We start from the raw sequence: 20,572 nt of genomic DNA on the forward strand, positions 1-20,572 counted from the left end.
GGGTGGGCGGTCAGACCTGGATGCGGCGCTCCACCGCGTCGACGATCTCCGCGATGGCCTCGTCGATCGGGACGCCGTTCTTCTGCTCGCCGTTCCGGTAGCGGAACGACACCGCGCCGGCGGCCACGTCGTCGTCGCCGGCCAGCAGCATGAACGGCACCTTGGCCTTCTGCGCGTTGCGGATCTTCTTCTGCATCCGGTCGTCGGCGACGTCGACCTCGACCCGGATGCCCCGCTCCCGCAGCCGCTTCGCGACGTCCTGGAGGTAGGGGGCGTGGGCGTCGGCGATCGGGATGCCGATGACCTGCACCGGGGCGAGCCAGGGAGGGAACGCGCCCGCGTAGTGCTCGACCAGCACGCCGAAGAACCGCTCGATCGACCCGAACAGCGCCCGGTGGATCATCACCGGCTGCTGACGCGAGCCGTCGGCCGCCTGAAACTCCAGCTCGAAACGCTCGGGCAGGTTGAAGTCGAGCTGGATGGTCGACATCTGCCACGACCGGCCGATGGCGTCACGCGCCTGCACCGAGATCTTCGGGCCGTAGAACGCGGCGCCGCCCGGGTCGAGCACCAGCTCCAGCTTCTCGGACTCGGCGACCTCCCGCAGAGTCTCGGTCGCCTCCTCCCACGCCTCGTCGGTGCCGACGTACTTGACTGGGTCCTTGGTCGACAACTCCAGGTAGAAGTCGTCGAGGCCGTAGTCGCGCAGCAGTTCGAGCACGAAGCGCAGCAGCGACTTCAGCTCGTCGCGCATCTGGTCGCGGGTGCAGTAGATGTGCGCGTCGTCCTGGGTGAGGCCGCGGACGCGGGTGAGGCCGTGCACCACGCCGGACTTCTCGTAGCGGTAGACCGTGCCGAACTCGAACAGCCGGAGCGGCAGCTCGCGGTAGGACCGCCCGCGCGCCCTGAAGATCAGGTTGTGCATCGGGCAGTTCATCGGCTTCAGGTAGTAGCGCGCGCCCTCCAGCTCCATGGGCGGGAACATGCCGTCCGCGTACCAGTCGAGGTGCCCGGAGACCTTGTAGAGGTGCTCCTTCGTGATGTGCGGCGTGTTGACGAAGGAGTAGCCCGCCTCCTCGTGCCTACGGCGCGAGTAGTCCTCCATGAGCCGGCGGATGATGCCGCCCTTGGGGTGGAAGACCGGCAGGCCCGAGCCCAGCTCGTCGGGGAAGCTGAACAGGTCGAGCTCCGCGCCGAGCTTGCGGTGGTCGCGCTTCTCGGCCTCCTCCAGCAGGTGGAGGTACTCGTCCTGCTTCTCGCGGGACTCCCACGCGGTGCCATAGATGCGCTGGAGCTGCGGGTTCTTCTCGCTGCCCCGCCAGTAGGCTCCGCCGGAGCGCATGAGCTTGAACGCCGGGATCACGCGGGTGGTCGGCAGGTGCGGCCCGCGGCACAGGTCCTTCCAGCACAGCTCGCCCGACTTCGGGTCCAGGTTGTCGTAGATGGTCAGCTCCGCGCCGCCCACCTCGACGTTCGCGCCGTCCTCCGAGTCGGCCGCGCCGCCCTTCAGGTCGATCAGCTCCAGCTTGTACGGCTCGGCCGCGAGCTCCTCACGGGCGTCGTCGTCCGACACCGGCCGCCGCCGGAAGGTCTGGCCCTGCTTGACGATCTCCCGCATGCGCTTCTCGACGCGCTTGAGGTCGTCAGGGGTGAACGGCTGCTTGACGTCGAAGTCGTAGTAGAAGCCGTTCTCCACGGGCGGCCCGATGCCGAGCTTCGCCTCGGGGAAGATCTCCTGGACGGCCTGGGCCATGACGTGGGCGGTGGAGTGCCGCAGGATGGCCCGGCCGTCCGGGCTGTCGATGGCCACCGGCTCGACGACGTCGCCCTCGGCCACCTCGGCGGCCAGGTCGCGCAGCTCTCCGTTGATCCGGGCGGCGACGACCGACCTGCCGTCGGCTTCCAGCGCTTCCCCGGCCGTCGTGCCCGCCGCCACCACGCGCTCGGCTCCGGCGAGGGTGATGTGTATTTCTAGGGCGGCAGACACGGTGTCTCCTTGCTCGGGAACGGGTTCTTGCGGGGACCCCGGGAGACAACCCGGCCGCGAGAGCCGGGCGGCTTGTGTTATGAGGGCCTCCCGCATCCGATGCTACCGGTGCCGCCACCCCGAATTCGCGCGCTTAACGCCCCCGCGACTCCCGCGCGGCGACAGCGGCCAGCTCCTCCAGGGACCCGGCGAAGACGTTCAGGTTCACGGGACTGTTCGAGTACTGGTGCAGGGCCCAGGTCGTCCACGGCGCCGGTACGGCCGGCTTGCCCATGGGACGTCCCGGCGCGGCGATCCACAGCGGAAGCTCCCCCAGGCCCTCGCAGTTCCCCTCGGCGGCGAAGTGGCGCACGGTGCGGACGATCGGTGAGACCCCGGCCAGCCTCCCGACCTCGGCGCACCAGCGCCGGGCGAAGGCGGCCACCTCGGCCGGCGGCAGGCCGTCCGAGGTGCGCAGATCGACGGCGAGCAGACCCGCTCCCGCGTGATCGAGAAAGTGGCGGGCCTGGACGGCGGGGTCGCCGGCCGGCCGCGCCACGTGGTACGCGCCGGACAGCACACCGGCCCGCTCCATGGCCGCCCGGTGCCGGTCGAAGGCGGGGTCCGTCTCGGTGTCGCCTTCGGTCGCCCGCGCGAACCCGAACACGGCCCCGTTCCAGTCGACGGAGGGCCGCCAGTCGGAGACGTCTATGCCCTGGATCATCGCTAAGACCCTAATGACGATGTGATCGGCCCGCGAGCCCTTTCGCCGAACGACGTCGATCCGCGCGGGTCTCCCCCGTGCATGATCACGCATGGGTTCCAGCAGGCCTGTGCCCTACCCGGGAACACGTGCATGATCACGGACCAGGTTTGAGCAGGTCACATGTCATGCGCGGGAACGTCTGCATGATCACGGCCATAGGGCCAGGTCCAGTCGCGGATCTCGGCGGGGTCCTCGCCGTGCTCGCGGGTGTACGCCCGGGCGCGGAGGCGGGCGTCGGCCATGTGCTGCCGGAGCCCCGCCGCCCTGGTCGCCAGGCCGGGGACGCGGTCGATCACGTCCATGACGAGGTGGAAGCGGTCGATGTCGTTGAGCATCGCCATGTCGAAGGGCGTGGTGGTGGTGCCCTCCTCCTTGTAACCCCGCACGTGGAGGTTGTCGTGGCCGTTCCGCCGATAGGTCAGCCGGTGGATCAGCCAGGGGTAGCCGTGGAAGTTGAAGATGATCGGTCTGTCGGCCGTGAAGACGGTGTCGAACTCCGCGTCCCTCATCCCGTGCGGATGCTCCGACGGCGGCTGGAGCCGCATCAGGTCGACAACGTTGACCACGCGGACCTTCAACTCGGGCAGATGCTCACGCAGCAGCGCGGCAGCGGCGAGCGTCTCCAAAGCCGGCACATCACCCGCGCACGCCAGAACAACGTCGGGCTCCTGACCCTGGTCGGTGGAGGCCCAGCCGATGATGCCCAGACCACGCGTGCAGTGGGCGATCGCCTCGTCCATCGTGAACAGATCGAGCACCGGCTGCTTGCCAGCCACCACCACATTGACGTAGTCACGAGACCGCAGGCAGTGATCGGCCACCGACAGCAGCGTGTTCGCGTCCGGCGGCAAATAAACCCGCACAACCTCGGCCTTCTTGTTCACCACCACATCCAGAAAACCCGGATCCTGATGGCTGAAACCGTTGTGATCCTGCCGCCACACATGCGACGACAACAGATAGTTCAGCGACGCCACCGGCCGCCGCCAGGTGATCCTCCGGCTGGCCTCCAACCACTTGGCGTGCTGGTTGAACATCGCATCCACGATATGGATGAACGCCTCATAACAGTTGAACAACCCGTGACGGCCGGTCAGGAGGTAGCCCTCCAACCACCCCTGGCACTGATGCTCACTGAGCACCTCCATCACCCGGCCATCGGGCGAGAGGTTCTCGTCGGTCGGGAGAACCTCGGCGTCCCAGGCCTTGCCGGTGACCTCGAACACCGCCGTCAGCCGGTTGGACGCGGTCTCGTCCGGGCCCATCAACCGGAAGTTGTCCGGGTTGGCCGCGATCACATCCCGCAGGAAACCGCCCAGCACCCGGGTCGGCTCGCTCGTCGTCGAAGCCGGCGACTTGACCTCCACCGCGTGGTCACGGAAGTCCGGCAGCACGAGCGGCCGCAGCAACTCGCCGCCGTTGGCGTGCGGGCTGGCGCTCATCCGGCGCGCGCCCTCGGGCACAGTGTCGAGGATCTCGGTCTTCGGCTTGCCCTCGGGGTCGAACAGCTCCTGCGGCCGGTAGGACCGCATCCACTCCTCCAGCATCGCGCGATGTTCGCCGTTGTCGCGGACGGCGGCGAGGGGCACCTGGTGCGCCCGCCACGTCCCCTCGACAGGGACGCCGTCGACCTCGCGGGGGCCCGTCCATCCCTTCGGCGTACGCAGGACGATCATCGGGAGCCTGCGGTCCCCGCCCTCCTTGTATTCGGCGATTTCGCCGAAGACCGTGTCGAGCGTCTCGGCCATCACCTGGTGGACGACGGCGGGGTCGTCCCCGGCCACGATATGCGGGCGATACCCGTACCCCTCGATGAGCTTGACCAGCTCGTTCTCCGGGATCCTGGCGAGCACGGTGGGATTGGCGATCTTGTAGCCGTTCAGGTGCAGGATCGGCAGCACGACCCCGTCCTTCTCCCGGTTGAGGAACTTGTTTGAGTGCCAGCCGGTCGCCAGCGGCCCGGTCTCCGCCTCACCGTCACCGATGACACACGCCACCACAAGACCCGGATTGTCGTACGCCGCGCCGTAGGCGTGGGAGAGCGCATACCCCAACTCCCCGCCCTCATGGATCGACCCCGGCGTCTCCGGAGCCACATGACTCGGAATGCCCCCAGGGAACGAGAACTGCCGAAACAGCCGCCGCATCCCCTCGGCGTCCTGGCTGACGTGGGGATACAGCTCGGTGTAGGTCCCCTCCAGCCAGGCGTGCGCGACCGCCGCGGGGCCGCCGTGCCCGGGACCACAGATGTAGATCATGTCCTGGTCGCGCTCCCGGATCACCCGGTTCAGATGCGCGAAGCAGAAGTTCAGGCCCGGCGTGGTCCCCCAGTGGCCGAGCAGCCGCGGCTTGATGTGCTCCGGCCGCAGCGGCTCACCCAGCAGCGGGTTGTCCAGCAGATAGATCTGCCCGACCGCCAGATAGTTCGCGGCCCGCCAATAGGCGTCGACCTTCGCGAGTTCGTCCATGTTTCGACAGTTCCTCCCCTGAGGGATTCAAACCCGTACGAACCGGGCTGTCCTGCGGGGGTGGGGCCGGGCCCGGCGCGTGTGAGCTGCGAAGATTTGAAATCTCAAGAGCATCGGTAGGCTTGGGTCATGTCCGAGACGCGGTGGCTTGACGACGAGGAGCAGCGGACCTGGCGCGCGTACCTGTCCACGAGCCACCTGCTCCAGGAGGCGCTCGAACGGCAGTTGCAGCGCGACTCGGGCATGCCTCACGCCTACTACATGATCCTCGTGTGCCTCTCGGAGTCGCCGGGACGCACGATGACCATGACCCAGCTCGGCGTCGTCACCCAGTTCTCCGCGAGCCGGCTCTCGCACGCCATGGCGCGGCTGGAGGAGAAGGGCTGGGTCCGCCGGGTCAAGCATCCCGAGGACCGGCGCGCCACCGTGGCCGAGCTGTCCGACGAGGGCTTCAAGGCTCTGGCCGAGGCCGCGCCGGGCCACGTCGAGGAGGTGCGGCGCTTCCTCTTCGACCCCCTCACCCGCGACCAGATACGCCAGTTCCACGACATCCTTTCCACGATCCTGTCGGGCATCGAATGCCCTCCCACCTTCACCGCGCCGACCGGGGAGGCCACCACCTGACGGTTATCCGACGCGCGGCGGAACGCGCTCAGGCCGGACGGTGGTGTCGGCCGACGGAGGCGTTGGGGCCGTGGCCAACGGCGTCCACCCGCAGGACTCAGGACACGACGTGGTTGCGCAGCCCGAGGTCCTCCGGGTAGGGCGAGAAGTAGGTCTGGTCGCGCACGTAGGCGGCGCCCTCCCCTCGGGCGTGGTGGCGGAGCAGCGTCACGGGCACGCAGAGCGCGACGCGACGGGCCTGGTACGACTCGATGACCTCAACCAGATCGGCACGGCGGGCCGGGTCGAGGTGGTCGCTGATCATGCCGAGGCAGTGGTGCAGGACGTTGACGTTGCGCCCGATGGTGGCCTTGGCGGCGAGTGCCGTACGGAACGCCTCGCTGTAGGACACGGCGAGCGTGTCATGCGGGCGCGCGCCGGCCTCGGCCACGATCCTGCCCAGCCCCCGGTACGCGTCGGGTGCGTGGGCGAGAAGCTGCATCTTGTGGCGGGCGTGAAAGGCCACCAGGTCGTGGGGCCGCCAGTCGCTCTTCAGGAGACTCCGCAGCCGTGCCACCGCGAAGATCCGCTCAACGAACGCCTCGCGCAGGACGGCGTCGTGCAACCGCCCCTCGTCCTCCACGGGCAGCGATGGATGGGCGTCCATCACCGCTCCGGCGAACAGGCCCCTGCCGCGCCGGTCCACGACGTTCCCGGACGCCGGGGCCGCGGCGGCGTCGGCGGCGGCCTCGGGGCCATCAGGGGTGCCGGAGGACGCGTAGATCGGGATGCCGTGGATGCCGCAGCTCGGGCTCTTGGCCTTGAACACGTAGCCGTCCACGTCGAGCGCCGCCGCCCGGGCCGTGGCCAGACTCGCCATGGGCGCGGTGAGATCCGTCCGCGTCCGGCGAGTCATCAGCCGGGGTCCGTCAGGCCCGCGTTCGAGGCGGAGCGTCTCCCGGGGGCTGCCCAGGCCGATCTCCATCTCCGGGCAGATCGGCACCCACTCGACATGGTCCGACAGTGCTCCGGAGAGAAACCGGTCGCGGCTGTGGCCCCCGTTGTACCGCACCGGCTCGCCGAGCAGACAGCTCGACACCGCGACACGGGGCCTGACCTGGTCCATGATCAGGCCGCCGGTAGAAGCGTCGCCAGGCGATGCAGGCCGCGTGCCGTACGGGCCTTGACCGTGCCGATCGGCACCCGCAGCCGGTCGGCGATCTGCCGCTGCGTCAGGTCGCCGTAGTAGGCGAGCTCGATGGCCTGGCGCTGGACGTCGGGCAGCTCCTCCAGCGCCCTGCGGACCTCGTCGCGGTGGGCCAGCTCGTCGCCGTCGATCCGGCCGTCCGGCCCTGCCGGGTCGGCCACCGCCTCCAGCGGCACGGTCTGCGGCCTGCGCGCCCTGAGATGGTCCACCGCCCGGTTGTGGGCGATTCCCAACAGCCATGCGGGGAGGCTCCTCGCCGGGTCGAACCGGCTCCGCGAGCGCCACACCTCGGTGAACACGACCTGCAGCACGTCGTCCACGTCCTCCTGCGGCACAAGCCGCCGCAGGTAGGAGCGGACCGCGGGCGCGTGCGCGTGGTAGCACTCCCCCAGCGCTCCCGCGTCTCCAGAGGCGAGGCGGAACTCCAGCGAGTCGTTCATACGATGTCCCCTGCCTGAGAAACTTATTCAAAACCTATTCATATCCGCTCGTGGGTAAGAGGCGCAACCGCTTCGGACACGGGTTTGCCAAAGGCCCAGGGCACGGTTCCGTAAAGGCACCCGCGACGGCGCGCGGTTCCAGACGCGCGGTTTCAGGCGCGCGGAAGGGCCGGTCAGCGCAGGGCGGACATGACCTCTGAGATGGCGTCGGGAAGGCTGGACACCCGTGGGACGCCGGGCGGGAGGGCGTCCCACCAGCCGGGTCCGCCGACGACGACGCGGCTGGCGGGGCGCAGTTTCGGCAGCCCGGCCAGCGGAGCGGGGTCGCCGGTCATCGTTTGCGACGACCACACGAAGACGACGGCGGGGCCGAGCCGCCGCATCGCGTCCGCGAGCGCGGAGTACGGCGTCCGCGCGCCGAGCACGCGGGTCTCCACCCGGCGTTCGGCGAGCGCGGCGGCCAAGGCGCGCACCGGCAGGCTGTGCTGCTCGTCCTCGGCGCAGGCCAGCAGCGCCGGCCTCGGGTGCAAGGGCTCGAAGGACCGTCTGGCGACCTCGTTCAGCCCCGCCAGGACGCGGTCGGAGAACAGGTGCTCGATATCGACGCCGAAGCCCGTCTCCCGCTGCTTCCGGACGATGGTCGCGAAGACCGGGATGACGAGTTGCTCCCACGTCCAGATGACCCCGTGCCGGTTCAGCGCCGCCCGCACGGCGTCGCCGACCGTACGGCTGTCCAGCGCCATCGCTGCCCGGGCCACCATCGCGGGACTCAGGAGGCCGTCCCCGGATGCCGCCGCCAGCCTGGCGACCTCCGCGTCCGCCGCAGAGGCCGCCTCCGGCCTGAGACCGCCCCGTACGGCCTCCGCCCCCGCCTCCGTGTCGAGCGGGGCGGCGGGCGTGACGGCTCCGGCGTCGGCACTGGCGGCCGGAGCCCGGAGCCTGAGCGCCAGCATGGCGGCGTCGGCCGGTGGTAGCCCGGCGTGGATGAGCCGGTTCATCTCCTCCAGCGCCCGCAGGTCGGAGGCGTCGTACCGCCGGTGACCCCCCGGACTGCGCCGGCTGGGGCCGATGCCGTACCGCAGATTCCAGGTGCGGAGGGTGGGCGCTGGAACGCCGAGCCTGCGCGCGACCGCTCCGATGCCGTATCCCGGTTCATCGTCGGAGACCGGTGTCCCTCCGGCCTTCGGCCCACCGTCGTCCATCACCGCCCCGCTCCGTTGCCGTCGTCCGTGTCCTACCGCGCCGTCCTGGCGCACCGTCCCTGGCGAACCGTCCTAGCGCACCTTTACTGGTCGCCATACTGCGGTGCCGAGCTCTGGCGCACAAACTCGGTCGTGCCGCGCCGGCCCGAAGCGTGCCGCCCCTCCGCGCTCCTCCATCCCGGTACTTCGCCACGCGGGCCTGCCATGGATGCAACCGCCGGAACGACCAAGTCCGAAAACTCTACTGATGAACATCGAGACTGTGCCGCCCAACAGGGACACGGACGCTCGCCCGCGGGCCGGCGCCGCCCTGTTCGAGCCGGCCGAGCTCACGACCAGCAGGAGCGCCTGATGGCGGCGCGTGACCCCGTGGTGGTGGTCGGGGCGGGACTGGGCGGCCTGGCGGCGGCGATCCGGGTCGCCGCCGCCGGGCGTCCGGTCACGGTGGTGGAGGCGCGCGACGTCCCCGGCGGATGCTGCGGCACCGCCGATGTGGAGGCCTACCGCTTCGACACCGGCCCCTCCGTGCTCACCATGCCGGCCGTGCTGGCCGACACGTTCGCCGCCGCGGGCGAGGAACTGGAGCGGTGGCTGCCGCTGCGACGGCTCGATCCGTACTACCGGCTCACTTACGCCGACGGCTCCCAACTCGACGTGGTGGCGGGCGCCGACCACATGACCGAGCAGGTGCGCGGGCTGTGCGGACCGGCGGAGGCCGAGCGCTACCGGCGATTCCGGCGGCACCTCGGCGAGATGTTCGAGGCCGAGTGGCCGTCGTTCATCGACAGCGACATGACGCGGCTGCGCGGCCTCGCCCGGCCGTACGCGCTGTGGAGGCTGGCCACGCTCGGCGGCTTCCGCAGGCTGGACGGGCTGGTCAGGCGGCATCTCACGGACGACAGACTGATCAGGGCCCATACGTTCCAGGCGCTCTACGTGGGTCTGTCGCCCCGGCGAGCGCTGGGTGTCTACGCCACGATCGCGCACATGGACACCGTCGGCGGTGTCTACTTCCCCCGCCAGGGCGGCATGCACGCCATCCCGCGCGCCATGGCCGCCGTGGCGGAGAAGACGGGCGCGTCCATCAGGTACGGCACGCGGGCCACGAAGATCGAGGCGGACTCCGCGGGCGTGGTCGCCGTACGGCTGGACACCGGGGAACGGCTGGCCGCGAGCCATGTCGTGGTGGCCTGCGACCTGCCGGCGGCTCACGCGGGCCTGCTGCCGGAGAAGGCCGGGGACTGGCGGCTCCGGCGGCCCCGCTACTCGCCGTCCTGTCTGGTCGTGCATCTCGGCCTCGACCGGCGGCTGCCCGATCAGGCCCACCACACGATCCACTTCGGACGTGAGTGGGCGTCCACGTTCTCCGCGTTGGAGGCGGGGCGGCCGCAGCCGGACCCGAGTCTGCTGGTCACCTACCCCGAGTCGGACGCGGGCGCCGCCCCGCCCGGCCACGCCACGCTCAGCGTGCTGGAGCCCACCGCCAACCTGCGGGGCGGCGGCGACTGGGAGCGGCTGACGCCCCGGCTGGTGGACCGCCTCTTCCAGCGGCTCGCCGGGCTCGGCTACGGCGACCTGTCGGGAGCCCCCCGGCTCATCCTCGACCCTCCGGCGTGGGGGCGGCTCGGCCACTCGGCCGGCACCCCGTTCGCCCTCGACCACCGCTTCACCCAGACGGCCTGGTTCAGACCGTCCGGCGTCGCCCGGCGCATCCCCGGACTGCACTTCGCGGGCATGTACACCGCCCCCGGAGTGGGGGTGCCGCCGGTGCTCATATCCGGCCGCTTGGCCGCCCAGCGCATCCTGGAGAGCTCCCCATGACCTGGCCCCAGACCCCCTCGCCGACCAGCCCCGTGCCCGCGCGCAGGGCGGCCGCCATGACCTTGACCGCCGGCTACGAGCGGTGCCGCAAGCTGCACGCCCGTTACGGCCGGTCGTACTACCTGGCCACCCTCCTGCTGCCCGCCTGGAAACGGCCGCACGTGCACGCGTTGTACGGCTTCGCCCGCTACGCCGACGAGATCGTGGACTCGTTCCACCTGATCGACGACCGCGCGGCCGCCCTCGACGCCCTGTCCTCCAGGCTGATCAGGTCGCTGGCGGGCGACCCGGTCGACGACCCGGTGCTCCCGGCGTTCACGCACACCGTGCGGTCCTTCGCCATCGACCTGGAGGACGTCGACGCGTTCCTCGCCTCCATGCGGGCCGATCTGACCGTGCGCCGCTACGCCACCTACGACGACCTGCTGGGGTACATGGAGGGATCCGCCGCCGCGATCGGCACGATGATGTTGCCGGTGCTCGAACCCCGCCGCGGCGCGGCCGACAGGGCACGGGAACCCGCCCGGCAGCTCGGCCTGGCGTTCCAGCTCACCAATTTCCTCCGGGATGTGGCGGAGGATCTCGCACGGGGCCGGATCTACCTGCCGCTCGCCGATCTCGACAAGTTCGGCGTGAGCGAAGCCGACCTGGGCCGTCCACGAGCCACCCGGGCCGTCCGCGAACTCCTCGCCTTCGAAGCCGGACGGGCGCGCGATCACTATGCCGCGGCGCTCCAGGGGATCGAACTGCTGGCGCCCTCGTCGAGGCCGTGCATCCAGGCGGCCTACGAGCTGTACAGCGGCATCCTCGACGAGATCGAGGCCGCCGGCTACGACGTCCTCGCCCAGCGGGCACGGGTGCCGCGAAGGCGGAGGCTGGCCATCTTCGCCCGGCATCTGTTCGCCGCGTCCGCGGCCGACAGGGCCGAGCGCCGCGTGACCATCGTGGTCCCCTGACCCAAGGCCCCCGCAGATCGTACGAGTCCGCCGGGAGGATGGATGGCCAAGTCAGTCGTCGTCGACGCCATGGGCGGCGACCACGGTCCCACGGAGACCGTGCGAGGAGCGGTGTCCGCGTCCCGGGAACACGGCGTTCCCGTCGTCCTCGTCGGCCAGGCCGGAGTGATCCGGCGGGAGCTGGCGGAGCTCGGCGCCGTCGGCGAGATCGACGTGACGCACGCCGACGACGTCGTACCGATGAGCGAGCGGGGAGCCGGGGCGGCCGCCAGAGGCGGCTCCAGCCTGGCGGTCGGCTGCGACCTGGTGCGGGAGGGCGCGGGCGCGGCCTTGGTGTCGGCGGGCTCGACCGGGGCGGTCGTGGTGAGCGCGATCACCAGGCTCGGCACGGCCCCGACCGTGCTCCGGCCCGCGCTTGCCGTGGCGCTCCCTTCGGTCACCGGCGGAGCCACGGTGCTCGTGGACGCCGGCGCGACCTCCGACCCCACGCCGGAGATGATGGCCCAGTTCGCGCTTCTCGGCTCCTCCTATGCCGAGCTCGTGCTGGGAGTGTCCGACCCCTTGGTGGGCCTGCTGTCCATCGGGTCCGAGCCCGGGAAGGGAAACCGGCTGACCCGCAGGACGGAGGAGTTGCTGCGCGGCGTGGGGCTGTCCTTCCCCGGAAGGCTGCCGTTCCGGTTCTACGGCAACGTCGAAGGCCACGACGTGCTGGCCGGGACCGTGGACGTGATCGTCACGGACGGCTTCACCGGCAACGTGGTCCTCAAGAACGTCGAGGGGACGGTCCGGGCGGCGCTGACCATGGCGGCGGCGGCCGGAATCGCGCGGGCGGAGGAGCTGCGGGAGGTCGCCCGGCACTACGACCCGGAGACGCACGGCGGCGCGGCGCTTCTCGGGCTGACCGGCACCGTGGTGGTGGCCCACGGCTCCTCCAGGGCTGGGACGATCGCGCGGGCCTGCGTGGTGGCGCGTGATCTCGCCGAGGGCGGGGTCGTCGCCCGCGTCAGGGACCACCTCACGGTGAATCCCGCCACATGACGCCGCATCCCCGGATCAAGGGGTCACCGGGCGAGGGGGTCGGCTCCGTTCCAGGTTCCCTCATTGCCGTAGGGGACGAACCGGGCGAACATCTCCTCGGAGTACCAGTCGCACGCGCGGACCCGCTCGATCACCTGCTGGTGGGCCCGCCCCCGGTAGGCGAAGTCGCGGACGGCGGCGGCGTCACGCCACAGCGAGAACGTGGCCTGCCTGATCAGGGGCCACTCCCCCATGCCGATCGAGGCCAGGCAGCCATCCTGCTCACGCAGGAGCCGGTCCACCCCGGGAACCGACCGATAGAACGCGACCATGCGCGAGGGCCGGATCGACGCCCGGGTCAGCACGGCGATCGGCCCGGCTGGGCCGTACGGCTCGGCCGCCGGGGTGATGGCGAACGGGTCGACGCCGTTCCACCGGCCGCGCGAGGCGAGGGGCGCGAGCCGCACCTGCCAGGACTCCTGCGCCTCCCTCCGCCAGCGGGCCGGGATGGGCGAGCGCTCCAGGAAGTCGCGGAGCGACCGCTCGTCGCGCCAGACCGCGAACAGGGCCCAGCGGCGCGGGTCCGCGCCGAGACTCATCGACGTGCCTCTTCCGGTGCCGAGCAGCCGCCAGAACAGCAACCCGCTCGTGCGGCGCAGCACCGGCCGATCGAACGCCATGTGCCGCATGGCACCGAGATCCGCATATCTGTTGAGGTGAAACGTGGCGATCGTTCCCCTGCTGGTCGCGGTCATCGGCGGCTACCTTCTCGGCTCGGTGCCGGTGGCCGTGCTCGTTGCCCGCGTGCACGGCTTCGACCCGCGTGAGCGCGGGGACCGCAACCCCGGCTTCTGGAACGTCAAGGAGCAACTCGGCCGGCGGGCGTCCGCGCCGGTCTTCTGCGGGGACATGGGCAAGGGCGCCCTGGCGGGGCTGCTCGGGCTGTGGGCGAGCGGGGCCCATACGGCCGGGCTGGGGGTGGTGGCGGGGCCGAGCACGATCCCCGTGTACGCCGCCGTGGCCGCCGCGATGATCGGACACGCCTGGCCCGTGTTCGCGGGCTTCAGGGGCGGACGGTCGATCCTCACGTTCACCGGTGGATTCGCCGTCATCTGCCCGCCCGCGTTCCTGCTCGCCGTCGGCGTCCTCGTCGTGACCAGCCTGCTCACGCGATCGTTCGCGATCGGAGCCCGTGCGGGGGTGTTCGTCATCCCGCTGGCGCAGATCCTGTTCGCCCCGATCGGGCACGTGGCGGGGACGGGCGCGCTGATGTGCCTCATCGGGCTGCGTTTCGGGCAGGCGGCGCTGGCCGGGCGCCGCTCGCAACCTGCGGACGGCCACTCATGATCTCCGAATGGCCGCCGCTGACATGCGGATATGTACGGCTTCGCCAGGTGCGCACCGGCCGCAGCGTCGCCTGCGTGAGCCGTACGGCGGTGGCCGGATCGAGCAGGGGCGACAGCAGCACGCCGATGCCGGGCCGCGTGTAGCTCCCCCGCAGAGCCGAACCCAGGAGCGTCCGGAGCGTGATCAGCCCCAGGTCCAGCCGGGTCGGCCGCCCCGCCACGAGCCGCAACACGGGGAGGGCCGCCGTGAGCCACACCACGGCCAGGTCGGCCGCCTGCCAGGCGGGGCCGGTGACGTCCCGCAAGGGGAGCGACCGTCCCCACTCCCGCCACACGCCGGTGACGGACTCGTGCATGTCCACCTCCAGCAGCCCGCCGGCGTCGAGGAAGCCGACCACCCAGCCGCTCGCGGCCAGAGTCCGCGCCAGGGCCACATCGTCGGTCATGTGCCCCCGGATCCGGGCGAACCCGCCCGCCGCCCGCATGGCCTCTCTCCGGAAGGCCATGCACTGGCCGTTGGCCACGACACGGTGTGCCGCCGGCGGCGTGGCGGGGCCGATCGGCCCGAAGCGGTAGACGAGCGTCGCCAGAAACGACGCGTGCAATGCCTGCTCCAAGGGACCGTCGCAGATGAACCGAGGCCCGGCGCTGACGAGGTCGTAGCGCCGGGAACCGCCGTGGCCCGCACCTTTATGACCCGCGCTCTCGTGACCCGCGCTTTCATGACCCGCGCTTTCATGACCCGCGCTTTCATGACCCGCGCTTTCATGACCCGCGCTTTCATGACCCGCGCTTTCATGACCCGCGCTTTCGTGACCGGAGCCATGGCGGGCCGCGCTGTGGCGCTCTCCGTCAAGGTGGCGCTCTCCATCGGGGTGGCGCTCTCCATCGGGGTGGCACAGGGCCGTGACGAGGGCTTCGAGCAGGCCGGGCTTCGGCCGGGTGTCGGCGTCGAGGGTGACGATGATCTCACCGCTCGCCGCCTCGACCCCCTGGTGGAGGGCCCACTGCTTGCCCACCCAGCCGTCGGGTGGCGGCCGCCCCGCGACGACCCTCGCGCCCATCTCCGCCGCGAGCTTCGCCGTACCGTCCGACGATTGGTCGTCCACGACGATCACCTCACCGGCGGCCGGGTCGGCGAGTATGGCGGAAAGGCAGGGCCCGATGCGCCCCTCCTCGTTGCGCGCGGGCACCACGACCGAGACGAACGGCCCGGCCCATGAACGCGGGACAGGCGCGAGGGGCGGGAGGCGACGGCGGCCGCGTGCGAGCCGTACGCCTACGGCGACGGCGGCGACGGCCTGTGCCACGTCAAGCGGCCTCATCGGACGGTTCCTCCTGGCGCGGTTCATCGCCGGGAGCCCTTCCCGAGGGAGGGGAAGTCCTCGTTCACGAGATCGGCGACGATGCGACCGCCCATCGCCACCAGTGGCAGGCCGCCTCCCGGATGAGCCGACCCGCCGACCAGGTAGAGGCCGCGCCGAGGCCCCCGGTTGCCGGGGCGCCGGAAGGGGGCGAGCGCCCCCGAGTAGGCGCCGCCGTAGATGGCCCCGCCCCAAGCTCCGTAGCGGTCGCGCAGGTCCGCGGGGGTGAACAGGTCGACGAACCGGAGCCGCCCCGAAAGGTCGTGACCGCGGGCGGCCAGCCGGTCGAGCACCAGGCCGCTGTACGCCTCGGGCGGCATCGGCCAGCGGCTCGGGTCGCGGGCGGGGACGTTGACGAGCATCACCCAGTTCTCCGCGCCGCCGGGCGCCTGCGACGGGTCGTCCACGGACGAGCAGCCGATGTAGACGGTGGGATCCTCCGGAGGAAGGCCCCGGTCGAAGATGTCGGCGAACTCGCGCTCGTAGTCGGCCGAGAACACGATGGAGTGGTGGGGAAGCCCCTCGGTGCGTCCCTCGACTCCCGCGAGCATGAGGAAGGCCGACGACGAGCGGCCCAGGCCGGCGATCCGGCGCAGGCGCCGACGGTCGGGCAGCAGCCGCCCATAGAGCGCGGCCGCGTCGGCGTTGACGATCACGGCGTCGGCTCCGACCCTCTCCCCGTTGGACTCCCCGTTGGGCGCCAGCCGCACGCCGCGGACCCGGTCGCCGCCGTCGAGCACTCCGGCGACCTCGGTGCCTAGGTGGACCTCGACCCCGGCCTTGTCAAGCAGGACTCCGAGAGCGTCGGCGACACGAGGCAGGCCGCCGGGGACGTACCACCCGCCGTCGCCGTGCTCGATCGCCGGGACACAGCCGAGCGCCGCGGGCGCCCGGTAAGGGTTGGACCCGGCATAGGTGGCGTAACGGTCGACGTACTGGCGGAGGCGGGCGTCCCGGAAGAACCGGCTCGCGAGGCCATGGAGCGTACGGCCCGGCGCGACGGCCCACAGATCGGACAGCCGAGCCTCGGTGGGCGGCCGGGTGAGCGGGCCCGGGATCGGGCCCGCGAAGAACGTGCGCCGCGACGCCTCGAAGCAGCCCCGCGCCCAGCGGTAATAGGCTCTCCAGGCCTGCCCCTCGCCCGGTGAGAGCCGGTCCACCGAGCGTGCCGTACGCTCCGGGTCGCGGTGGGCCGACAGCACCGAGCCGTCCGCGAAGCGGTAGCGGCAGAGCTCGTCCAGTTCCACGAGGTCGAGCGACACCCCGAGATCCTGAAAGAGCCCGGGAAGGGTGAGCAGCGACGGGCCGATCGAGAAGGTGAACCCGTCGCGCCGGTGCTCGGCCAGCTTGCCGCCTAGCCGGGGCAGCCGTTCGTAGAGCCTGACCTCGTGCCCGTCGCGGGCGAGCAGCAGGGCGGACACCATGCCCCCGACCCCGCCTCCGACCACGATCACTTCCGCCATCGACGCCTCCATGCCAGCAGCGGGAACACCCCCATCGAGATGCCGCCGGCGGCGGCGACCAGCGGGTCGGGCGGCTGGAAGACCGCGGCGAAGCCGACCGTCTCCATGACCGCCATCACCGCGTAGACCGCGGCGAGCCCCGGGCTCCGGGCGGCCGGGTGCTGGACGAGCCGGTCGATCAACGTCATGACCAGCAGGGACACGACCAGCCAGCCGGCGAAGTCGCTGACCGGCACGCCGCGATAGAGGCCGGGGTCCGTCCACTCCCATAGACCGAGCCGGATCATCTGCGGGTCGAGGAACAGGTCCCAGGCGGTGAGCGCCAGAGCGCCGAGAACGATCCGGGACGGCCTGCTCCGCGGGGCCGCGGCGGCTGCCACCGCGTGCGCGGCCAGGCCCATGCCGCCCCAGGCGAGCGCCACGATCAGCGGGACGCCGCCCGGTTGCGGCTGCAGGAGGTCGGTGTACCGGTAGTCCCCGAACGGCACGCCGGTCCTGATCCCGACCCATTCGGCCACGTATCCGGCGGTCACCGCCGCCGCGAACGCCCCCAGGGCCCGGGCAGGGGTATGGACCGCCGCCGCGTAGGCGACGGCGCTCGCCGCGAGCAGGACGACCACGACGCCCGTGAGCTGAACCGGTCGCGGCTGGAGACCCGAGGCGACCTGGGCGACCACCATGGCGGCCAGCAGAACCGTTCCGGCGACAGTGAACGCCCACCAAGCCGCGCCCCCGGCCCCCGCCCGTCCTGCGGGCGACGGTCCCCCCGGAGCCGGGCGTCCGGCGGGCTCGAGGCGTCCGGCCGGCTCGGGGCGTCCGGCCGACTGGGGGCAGGCGTGCTTCAGCCGGTCGGCACCCGTCTCCCGCGCGTCTCCCACACAGGGTCCTTCGGAGGAACCCCCGCAGTCAGATGCACCCCGGGACCGGCACTTCCCCCGCGAGTGGCGTCTCCACCGCCGGGGCTCTGGAAACCCACGCTCTTACCAGCGGTGATGCACCTGGGGCCGGATCAGCTCGTCGTAGACCGCCCGGACGGCGGCGTGGACGGCCTCGGGCAGCGCAGGGAAGCAGTCGGCCGCGACGTTCGCCCTGGCCTGCTCCGGGTTGCGGGCGCCGGGGATCACCACGCTCACACCGGGCTGGTCGAGGATCCAGCGGAGCGCGAACTGGGCCATCGTCATGCCGTCCGGCACGAGCGCCCGGAGGCTGTCGACGGCCTGGAGGCCCACGCCGTACTCCACGCCCGAGAAGGTCTCGCCGACGTCGAACGACTCCCCCCGCCGGTTGAAGTTACGGTGGTCGTCCTCCTCGAAGACGGTCTGCGGGCCGTACCTGCCGGAGAGCAGGCCGCTGGCCAGCGGGACGCGGGCGATGATCCCGACCCCCGCCTTCTCCGCCGCCGGAAGGACCTCGTCGAGCGGTTTGAGCCGGAAGGCGTTGAGGATGATCTGCACGCTCGCCACGCCAGGCCGCGCGATCGCGGTGAGCGCCTCCGCGCAGGTCTCCACGCTTACGCCGTACGCGGCGATCCGGCCCTCGGCCACGAGCGTGTCCAGCGCGTCGAAGACCTCGTCATCGGAGAACACGGAGGTCGGCGGGCAGTGGAGTTGCACCAGGTCGAGCCTGTCGACGCCGAGGTTGGCCCGGGACCTGTCGGTCCAGGCGCGGAAGTTGCCGAGGGTGTACGCCTCGGGCGTCTGAGGCACCCGGCGGCCCATCTTGGTGGCAACGGTGAGGCCGGGCCGTTCCTCGATCAGACGGCGGATGATCTTCTCGCTGCGGCCGTCGCCGTACACGTCGGCCGTGTCGATGAACGTCACGCCCGCGTCGACGGCGGCGTGCAGGGTGTCCAGCGCGTCGGCCTCGCTCACCTCGCCCCAGTCGGCTCCGAGTTGCCAGGCCCCGAGCCCCACGACGCCCACCTGCCGCCCGAGTCTCCCCATCACGCGCTGTTCCATGGCGTCCGATCGTAGCCCGGCCAGGTCAGCGCGACTCCGTCCCGGTGTGGTCTCCGAGGTGGCGCAGGAACCAGTCGCGAGCCAGCCCGGCCACCGCTTCCAGCGCTCCGGGCTCCTCGAACAGGTGTGACGCGCCAGGGATGATCTCCAGCCGGGCCTCGCCGACGAGCTTGTCCATCGCCTCGCGATTGAGCTCGATGACGATGGGATCGCGCTCCCCGACAATCAGAAGCGTCGGCTGGTGCACCAGGCGGAGGAACTCCCCGGCGAGGTCGGGCCGCCCTCCACGGGAGACGACCGCGGTCACCACGTCCGGCCGCGTCGCCGCGCAGACCAGCGCCGCCGCGGCTCCCGTGCTGGCGCCGAACAGCCCGACGCGGAGGCCCCGGGCGAACTCGTCCTCCGGCAGCCAGTCGACCAGCGCGGCCACCCGCTCCGCGAGCAGGCCGATGTCGAACCGCATCCGACCCGTCACCGCGTCCGTCCGCTCCTCCTCCCGCGTGAGGAGGTCGGCCAGGACCGTGGCCAGCCCTGCCCGTTGCAGCTCACGCGCCACGAAACGGTTGCGCGGGCTGTGGCGGCCGCTGCCGCTGCCGTGCGCGAACAGCACGATCCCGTGCGCCGGGCGCGGCACGACGACGTCGGCTTCCAGCACGACGTCTCCCGCCGGGATCCGGACGCTGACCTCGACGTCGCTCATCTGTCCTCCCTCTCCCTCCTCTGTCCCCTCTTGGCGGGGGCCGGCTCCGGGGGGTTTCAGACCGCGACCGGATAGGTCTCAGGGATCTCCCCTTCCTCCCATCGCGCCGTGCGCTCCAGCGGCTCGACGGCACTGGTCTCGTCGGACGGCACGCCGTCGTCCGCCGGCACGGCGTTGTCCGTCGGCACCAGTTCGAAGCGGACGACCGCCACGTCCGTGGGTCGCGGCGCACCCGGGGGACGCTTCTCCGCCGCCTCACGGAGGAGCCTACGCACCCCTTCGTCCGTCATCTGAGTGAAGTTCCAGTACGACTCACCGACCGCGACGAACGGCGTCGGCGTGGTCGCGCAGATCACGATCGTGCCCATCGGGAGCTTCACCCGCCGGGAGCGTCTAGCTTGCGGAGCAGGAAGACGTCCAGCGGCGCGTTCAGCCCCATCGCCCGCCCCCTCGTACGCCACGGGCACCCTGCCGCGTGGCGATCCGACGACGATGTCAGGCAGGCCGCGGTAGTGATCGAGAAGTCCGGCCAGCACCCGACCGGCGTCCCGGCAATCCACATGGCTCTCGTCTCCCCCGATGGAGCGATGGTCCATACCCGTATAGGCAGACAACAAACCGGATGCCCGGTATGCCGATATGTGCCCTGTGTGTCGGTTGTGCCGGGTCCGCGGTGCCGGGCCTGGCGATCACGGCCGCTGCGGCACCGAGCATCAGGCGGGGCCGGCACTGCCGTCGGTGGTTCGGCCGTCGTGCTGGACGTGGTGGCGGACGTCTCGTCCGGGCTTGCCGCGCTCGCCGTTCAACGCGCGTTCCAGCCATTCGGCGCCACATGCGGAACGCTCGGTCATGTCCATCACGGTGCCGAATGCCTGAGCGGCGCGCACCTTCGACCTGGCCGGGACGAACATCGCCTTCTCCCAGTCTCGCGACCATCCTCATCAAGGACTGATGGATCCCTTCACCCGCCAGTGAGACATCAATGCGATGCCGCACCAGCCGACCTTCAGCGCCAGGACCATCAAATACAGAAGCCCTTAAGGTGCAAAATCCCCATTTCCGTACGGTCGGCAGGCTTAGCCATAACGCCTAGAATCTGGCGGCGATTTCCGGTGTTATCGTGCCGCGTTTTTGTCGGTGGTGGTTGGTAGTTTTACCGTGTGATTGTCGAACGGCAGCAAATCCCCGAAGGGCTCGCGCGGATGGCGCCCGGCCCGGGGCTCGCCGCCGTTCTGGACGGGCTGGATATCGCCCGGTTGAGCGGCTACGACGCCGTGCTCGTGCTGCAAGCCTAC

The 20,572-nt window shown here is 71.2% G+C and carries 19 protein-coding genes; 5 read left to right on the forward strand and 14 right to left on the reverse strand.

Going from position 1 to position 20,572, the window contains the following annotated elements:
• Nucleotides 1-10 precede the first annotated feature (10 nt).
• The 3 genes from thrS to N5079_RS29460 form a co-directional block, all read right to left on the reverse strand.
• The gene (thrS, locus tag N5079_RS29450; protein WP_261587410.1) at nucleotides 11-1,987 is read right to left on the reverse strand and encodes a threonine--tRNA ligase; all 1,977 of its coding nucleotides are present in this window, start codon (nucleotides 1,985-1,987) and stop codon (nucleotides 11-13) included.
• Nucleotides 1,988-2,120: 133 nt separating this feature from the next.
• A complete protein-coding gene (locus tag N5079_RS29455; RefSeq protein WP_261587411.1) occupies nucleotides 2,121-2,690 on the reverse strand; it encodes a glycoside hydrolase family 25 protein in 570 nt (189 codons plus the stop codon).
• A 158-nt stretch (nucleotides 2,691-2,848) separates the two neighbouring features.
• Nucleotides 2,849-5,200 (reverse strand): phosphoketolase, encoded by a 2,352-nt coding sequence (locus N5079_RS29460; RefSeq protein WP_261587412.1) that lies wholly within the window; start codon nucleotides 5,198-5,200, stop codon nucleotides 2,849-2,851.
• A gap of 129 nt (nucleotides 5,201-5,329) precedes the next feature.
• Here N5079_RS29460 and N5079_RS29465 point away from each other — a divergent pair, with 129 nt between their 5' ends.
• The gene (locus N5079_RS29465) at nucleotides 5,330-5,824 is read left to right on the forward strand and encodes a MarR family winged helix-turn-helix transcriptional regulator (RefSeq protein ID WP_261587413.1); all 495 of its coding nucleotides are present in this window, start codon (nucleotides 5,330-5,332) and stop codon (nucleotides 5,822-5,824) included.
• A 97-nt stretch (nucleotides 5,825-5,921) separates the two neighbouring features.
• On the opposite strand, the gene N5079_RS29470 is transcribed toward N5079_RS29465, so the two are convergent.
• The 3 genes from N5079_RS29470 to N5079_RS29480 form a co-directional block, all read right to left on the reverse strand.
• Nucleotides 5,922-6,929, reverse strand: a complete 1,008-nt coding sequence (locus N5079_RS29470) for a YbgA family protein (protein WP_261587414.1) — start codon at nucleotides 6,927-6,929, stop codon at nucleotides 5,922-5,924.
• Between the two features lie 2 nt (nucleotides 6,930-6,931).
• On the reverse strand, nucleotides 6,932-7,450 hold the full coding sequence (locus N5079_RS29475; protein ID WP_261587415.1) for an RNA polymerase sigma factor: 519 nt from the start codon (nucleotides 7,448-7,450) through the stop codon (nucleotides 6,932-6,934).
• A gap of 173 nt (nucleotides 7,451-7,623) precedes the next feature.
• Nucleotides 7,624-8,652 carry a MerR family transcriptional regulator gene (locus tag N5079_RS29480; protein WP_261587434.1) on the reverse strand — a complete coding sequence of 343 codons (1,029 nt, stop codon included), beginning with the start codon at nucleotides 8,650-8,652 and terminating at the stop codon, nucleotides 7,624-7,626.
• A gap of 351 nt (nucleotides 8,653-9,003) precedes the next feature.
• Between N5079_RS29480 and crtI the strand changes: the two genes are divergently transcribed.
• From crtI to plsX, 3 genes are read left to right on the forward strand one after another with little or no spacing between them, the layout of a single operon-like run.
• Nucleotides 9,004-10,473 (forward strand): phytoene desaturase family protein, encoded by a 1,470-nt coding sequence (gene crtI / locus N5079_RS29485; RefSeq protein ID WP_261587416.1) that lies wholly within the window; start codon nucleotides 9,004-9,006, stop codon nucleotides 10,471-10,473.
• Nucleotides 10,470-11,429, forward strand: a complete 960-nt coding sequence (locus N5079_RS29490; protein ID WP_261587417.1) for a phytoene/squalene synthase family protein — start codon at nucleotides 10,470-10,472, stop codon at nucleotides 11,427-11,429. Before crtI ends, N5079_RS29490 begins: the two co-directional genes overlap by 4 nt.
• A 42-nt stretch (nucleotides 11,430-11,471) precedes the next feature.
• Nucleotides 11,472-12,467, forward strand: coding sequence for a phosphate acyltransferase PlsX (plsX, locus tag N5079_RS29495; protein ID WP_261587418.1), 996 nt, complete (start codon nucleotides 11,472-11,474; stop codon nucleotides 12,465-12,467).
• 23 nt (nucleotides 12,468-12,490) lie between these two features.
• On the opposite strand, the gene N5079_RS29500 is transcribed toward plsX, so the two are convergent.
• A complete protein-coding gene (locus tag N5079_RS29500; RefSeq protein WP_261587419.1) occupies nucleotides 12,491-13,126 on the reverse strand; it encodes a spheroidene monooxygenase in 636 nt (211 codons plus the stop codon).
• A gap of 43 nt (nucleotides 13,127-13,169) precedes the next feature.
• Here N5079_RS29500 and N5079_RS29505 point away from each other — a divergent pair, with 43 nt between their 5' ends.
• Nucleotides 13,170-13,793, forward strand: a complete 624-nt coding sequence (locus N5079_RS29505) for a glycerol-3-phosphate acyltransferase (protein ID WP_261587420.1) — start codon at nucleotides 13,170-13,172, stop codon at nucleotides 13,791-13,793.
• Here N5079_RS29505 and N5079_RS29510 read toward each other — a convergent pair.
• The 7 genes from N5079_RS29510 to N5079_RS29540 all read right to left on the reverse strand — a co-directional run bounded on the left by N5079_RS29510 (nucleotide 13,723) and on the right by N5079_RS29540 (nucleotide 20,188).
• On the reverse strand, nucleotides 13,723-15,117 hold the full coding sequence (locus tag N5079_RS29510; RefSeq protein WP_261587421.1) for a glycosyltransferase: 1,395 nt from the start codon (nucleotides 15,115-15,117) through the stop codon (nucleotides 13,723-13,725). The two genes, N5079_RS29505 and N5079_RS29510, sit on opposite strands and share 71 nt — an antisense overlap.
• 23 nt (nucleotides 15,118-15,140) lie before the next feature.
• Complete coding sequence (locus tag N5079_RS29515) at nucleotides 15,141-16,619, reverse strand: phytoene desaturase family protein (RefSeq protein WP_261587422.1); 1,479 nt, start codon at nucleotides 16,617-16,619, stop codon at nucleotides 15,141-15,143.
• Nucleotides 16,607-17,497: a carotenoid biosynthesis protein gene (locus N5079_RS29520; protein WP_261587423.1), complete on the reverse strand. Its 891-nt coding sequence runs from the start codon at nucleotides 17,495-17,497 to the stop codon at nucleotides 16,607-16,609. Before N5079_RS29520 ends, N5079_RS29515 begins: the two co-directional genes overlap by 13 nt.
• 102 nt (nucleotides 17,498-17,599) lie before the next feature.
• Complete coding sequence (locus N5079_RS29525; RefSeq protein ID WP_261587424.1) at nucleotides 17,600-18,577, reverse strand: aldo/keto reductase; 978 nt, start codon at nucleotides 18,575-18,577, stop codon at nucleotides 17,600-17,602.
• 25 nt (nucleotides 18,578-18,602) lie between these two features.
• Complete coding sequence (locus N5079_RS29530) at nucleotides 18,603-19,277, reverse strand: dienelactone hydrolase family protein (protein ID WP_261587425.1); 675 nt, start codon at nucleotides 19,275-19,277, stop codon at nucleotides 18,603-18,605.
• 56 nt (nucleotides 19,278-19,333) lie between these two features.
• Nucleotides 19,334-19,657, reverse strand: coding sequence for a hypothetical protein (locus N5079_RS29535; RefSeq protein WP_261587426.1), 324 nt, complete (start codon nucleotides 19,655-19,657; stop codon nucleotides 19,334-19,336).
• 333 nt (nucleotides 19,658-19,990) lie between these two features.
• Entirely contained in the window at nucleotides 19,991-20,188 is a 198-nt protein-coding gene (locus N5079_RS29540; protein ID WP_261587427.1) for a hypothetical protein, read from the reverse strand.
• Nucleotides 20,189-20,572 lie beyond the last annotated feature (384 nt).

Origin of the sequence: Planotetraspora sp. A-T 1434 (assembly GCF_025420585.1) — a bacterium.
In the GTDB taxonomy this organism is placed as follows: Bacteria; Actinomycetota; Actinomycetes; order Streptosporangiales; family Streptosporangiaceae; genus JAOEGB01.

Excerpts from the sequence above, each read along its gene's own strand:
- N5079_RS29460 (WP_261587412.1), bottom strand. The coding sequence starts at position 5,200 with ATGGACGAACTCGCGAAGGTCGACGCCTATTGGCGGGCCGCGAACTAT.
- N5079_RS29470 (WP_261587414.1), bottom strand. The coding sequence starts at position 6,929 with ATGGACCAGGTCAGGCCCCGTGTCGCGGTGTCGAGCTGTCTGCTCGGC.
- N5079_RS29475 (WP_261587415.1), bottom strand. The coding sequence starts at position 7,450 with ATGAACGACTCGCTGGAGTTCCGCCTCGCCTCTGGAGACGCGGGAGCG.
- N5079_RS29465 (WP_261587413.1), top strand. The coding sequence starts at position 5,330 with ATGTCCGAGACGCGGTGGCTTGACGACGAGGAGCAGCGGACCTGGCGC.
- N5079_RS29500 (WP_261587419.1), bottom strand. The coding sequence starts at position 13,126 with ATGGCGTTCGATCGGCCGGTGCTGCGCCGCACGAGCGGGTTGCTGTTC.
- crtI (WP_261587416.1), top strand. The coding sequence starts at position 9,004 with ATGGCGGCGCGTGACCCCGTGGTGGTGGTCGGGGCGGGACTGGGCGGC.
- N5079_RS29525 (WP_261587424.1), bottom strand. The coding sequence starts at position 18,577 with ATGGAACAGCGCGTGATGGGGAGACTCGGGCGGCAGGTGGGCGTCGTG.
- plsX (WP_261587418.1), top strand. The coding sequence starts at position 11,472 with ATGGCCAAGTCAGTCGTCGTCGACGCCATGGGCGGCGACCACGGTCCC.
- N5079_RS29515 (WP_261587422.1), bottom strand. The coding sequence starts at position 16,619 with ATGGCGGAAGTGATCGTGGTCGGAGGCGGGGTCGGGGGCATGGTGTCC.
- N5079_RS29540 (WP_261587427.1), bottom strand. The coding sequence starts at position 20,188 with ATGTTCGTCCCGGCCAGGTCGAAGGTGCGCGCCGCTCAGGCATTCGGC.
- N5079_RS29480 (WP_261587434.1), bottom strand. The coding sequence starts at position 8,652 with ATGGACGACGGTGGGCCGAAGGCCGGAGGGACACCGGTCTCCGACGAT.
- N5079_RS29490 (WP_261587417.1), top strand. The coding sequence starts at position 10,470 with ATGACCTGGCCCCAGACCCCCTCGCCGACCAGCCCCGTGCCCGCGCGC.
- N5079_RS29530 (WP_261587425.1), bottom strand. The coding sequence starts at position 19,277 with ATGAGCGACGTCGAGGTCAGCGTCCGGATCCCGGCGGGAGACGTCGTG.
- N5079_RS29510 (WP_261587421.1), bottom strand. The coding sequence starts at position 15,117 with ATGAGGCCGCTTGACGTGGCACAGGCCGTCGCCGCCGTCGCCGTAGGC.
- N5079_RS29455 (WP_261587411.1), bottom strand. The coding sequence starts at position 2,690 with ATGATCCAGGGCATAGACGTCTCCGACTGGCGGCCCTCCGTCGACTGG.